Annotated in this window: 2 protein-coding genes; both read right to left on the bottom strand. The window is 65.2% G+C overall.

Annotation, left to right across the window (positions count from 1 at the left end; translation table 11 throughout):
* Nucleotides 1-1,876: hydantoinase/oxoprolinase family protein (locus EOA60_RS26290; RefSeq protein ID WP_164899538.1), on the bottom strand; the 1,876-nt coding region annotated here is incomplete at its 3' end.
* Nucleotides 1,873-3,037 (bottom strand): thiamine pyrophosphate-dependent enzyme (locus tag EOA60_RS26285; RefSeq protein ID WP_128312128.1); only part of this gene is annotated, 1,165 nt, incomplete at its 5' end. The genes EOA60_RS26285 and EOA60_RS26290, both read right to left, overlap by 4 nt.

Genomic DNA, 3,037 nt, shown 5'->3' with positions numbered 1-3,037 from the left:
TTGTCTTGCCAGTTGTGAGCTCGTGCCTGGCGACGGCGGGACGAACATCCGTCGCCTTGACCGACCAGGTGACGATCTCGATTTCCAGTCCGTCGAGCCCCTCGATGGCGCGGCCGAAGAAGCGCTGGTAATTCTCCTCGAACAACGCCTTGAGTTCTGCAACGGCATCGTCTCCGAACGGCTCGTCTGCCACCGGCACGGGGATTTCCCAGCCCTGGCCGGCATAGCGCATGAAGGCGGTGATTTCGCAGACGATCCTGCCGCTGGCGCCGCCGCGCACAAAACCCTCGGCGGAGGCCTTGAGATCGGCGAGCAGGGCATTCACTTCGGCAGGCTGGAACCGCGACAGGCGCGTCAGCTTCGAGGCCAGGGCCTCGTAGCCGAACGGCGCCTTCAGGAAGCCGATCGCCGAGCCGACGCCGGCGCCGCGCGGAACGATGCACTGGTCGATGCCGAGCTTTTCGCACAGTCTCGCCGCGTGAAGCGGGGCGGCGCCGCCGAAGGCGATCATCAGATTGTCGGATATGTTCTTGCCGTTCTCGACCGCATGGACGCGGGCAGCATTGGCCATGTTCTCGTCCACTACCTCGCAGATTCCGAAGGCCGTCGACATGGCATCGAGCGACAGCCGCTCGCCGACATCGCGCAGAATCGCCTGCTCGGACGCAGTGCTGTCCAGCTTGATCGCCCCGCCGGCGAAATTGTCGGGGTCGAGCTTGCCGAGCACGAGATCGGCATCCGTGATCGCCGGACGCTTGCCGCCGCGCCCGTAGCAGGCCGGCCCCGGCTCCGAGCCGGCACTCTCCGGCCCGGTCTGGATACGGCCCATGGCGTCGACCCAGGCGATGGAACCGCCGCCGGCGCCGATCTCGATCATCTCGATAACCGGGATGGAGATCGGCATGCCCGAGCCCTTCGAGAAGCGGTAGGTGCGCGCCACTTCGAAGGTTCTCGCCGTGCGCGGCGCATAGTCCTCGATCAGGCAGATTTTGGCGGTGGTTCCGCCCATGTCGTAGGAGACGACCTTCTCAAGACCAAAGCGCCTGGCGATGTCTGCGGCGAAGATCGCGCCGCCCGCCGGGCCGGATTCGACCAGCCGGACCGGAAATTCCGAAGCGGTCTCCACCGAGATCAGGCCGCCGCCGGAATGGATCATGAAAACGGGGCAATCGGCGCCCATGTCCTTCAGGCGCGTCTGCAGGCGGGCGAGATAGTCGGCCATCTGCGGCCGCACATAGGCGTTGGCGCAGACCGTGTTGAAGCGTTCGAACTCACGCATCTGCGGCGAGACTTCGGCGCTGATCGAGATCGGGATGCCGAGTTTTCTGGCGAGGATCTCGCGCGCCCGGCGCTCGTGGTCGGGGTTGGCATAGGAATGGATGAAGCCGATCGCCACCGAGCCGAAACCACCCGCCGCAATGCGGTCGGCGATGTCCTCCAGAGCGGCTTCGTCGAGCGGCTGCAGCTCTTGGCCTTCCGCGCCGATGCGGCCCTTGACGGTGAAGCGATCCTCGCGCGGAATCAGCGGCGTCGGCAGTTGCAGGTTCAGATCATACTGCTCGAAGCGGTTTTCCGTTCGCATCTCGATCACGTCGCGGAACCCTTCCGTCGTGACCAGCGCGGTCTTCGCGCCACGGCGCTCAATCAGCGCGTTGGTGGCGAGTGTCGTGCCGTGGATGATGATGCCGATCTCGGACGGCGAAATTCCGGCGTCGCGAATGACGATGGCGATGCCGTCGAGGATCGCCTGCTCGGGAGCCGCATAGTTGGTCAGCACCTTGGTCGAAAACATCGTCCCTCGGACATCAAGGGCGATGTCGGTGAAGGTGCCGCCGATGTCCGCGCCGAGACGGATGTCGTCAGTTCTGGAGGTCATGACTTGGCCTTCTGGGAAGCGAGCGCGGCGTCGCGCATCTGAGAGAGGGTCTGCCGGGGCGTTATCGCTTCGGGCGAGATGGCGATGTCGAGGACGGCGCCGGTCGTCGAGCTAAGCGCCCGCTCGAACGCCGCCGCGAAATCCCCCGTGGATTCGACCCGCTCGGCGTGAAAGCCATAGGCCTTCGCCAGCGCCACGAAGTCGGGATTCTCGAGCGAGGTTCCGGAGACGCGAGCCGGATAGTTGCGCTCCTGATGGGCACGGATGGTGCCGTAGATGTCATTGTTGACGATCAGCACGATCGGCTGCGCGCCGGCCTGCATGGCGGTTCCGAGTTCCTGGCAGTTCATCTGGAAATCGCCGTCACCGGCAAAGCAGACCACGGTGCGTTGCGGGTATGCGACCTTGGCCGCGATCGCGGCCGGCAGGCCATAGCCCATGGCGCCGGATTGCGGCGCAAGCAGGCGCGCTTGCGGTCCAAACTTGAAGAACTTGTTCGGCCACACGGTGAAATTGCCGGCGCCGTTGGCAAGGATGACGTCGGCCGGGAGATTCTCGCGCAGCCAGGTGCTGACCGCGACCATGTCGACCGGGCCGGGCTGCACGGGCGCAGCGAACGTGCCTTCATAGGCCTTGCGTGCCGTCGTGCGCCAGTCGGCCCAAGAACCCTTGATCGGGGTGAGCGCCTTGGCGAAGGCGTTCGGACCGGCATGGATACCGATCGTGGGCACATAGATCTTGCCGATCTCGCGATCGGAGCCGTGCACGTGGATCAGCTTCTGGCGCGGTACGGGAACTTCGAGCAGGGTGTAGCCGTCGGTCGTCATCTCGCCGAAGCGGACATTGACGGCGAGGATCACGTCCGCATCGCGGATCAGGTTTTTCACATGCGGCACCATCCCGACGCCGGCCTCGCCGACAAACACCGGCGAATGGTTGTCGAACTGGTCCTGATACCGGAAGGCTGTCACGACCGGGATATCGGAGGCCTCAGCGAAAGCCTGAAACGCCGCGCGTCCGTCAGCCGTCCAGTTGGTGCCGCCCATCAGCAGCACCGGATTTTCGGCGGCGGCAAGCATCTTCAATGCCGACGCAATTGCCTCCTGTGCCGGCGCCGCTTCGAAGACAGACGCCGGTCCGCCGAGCGGCGCGGCTCCGGTC

It is taken from the genome of Mesorhizobium sp. M1A.F.Ca.IN.020.06.1.1, from assembly GCF_004023265.1.
Lineage (GTDB): Bacteria > Pseudomonadota > Alphaproteobacteria > Rhizobiales > Rhizobiaceae > Mesorhizobium.
The sequence above is the reverse complement of the archived record's forward strand: the minus strand, read 5'-3'. Positions and strand labels throughout refer to the sequence as shown.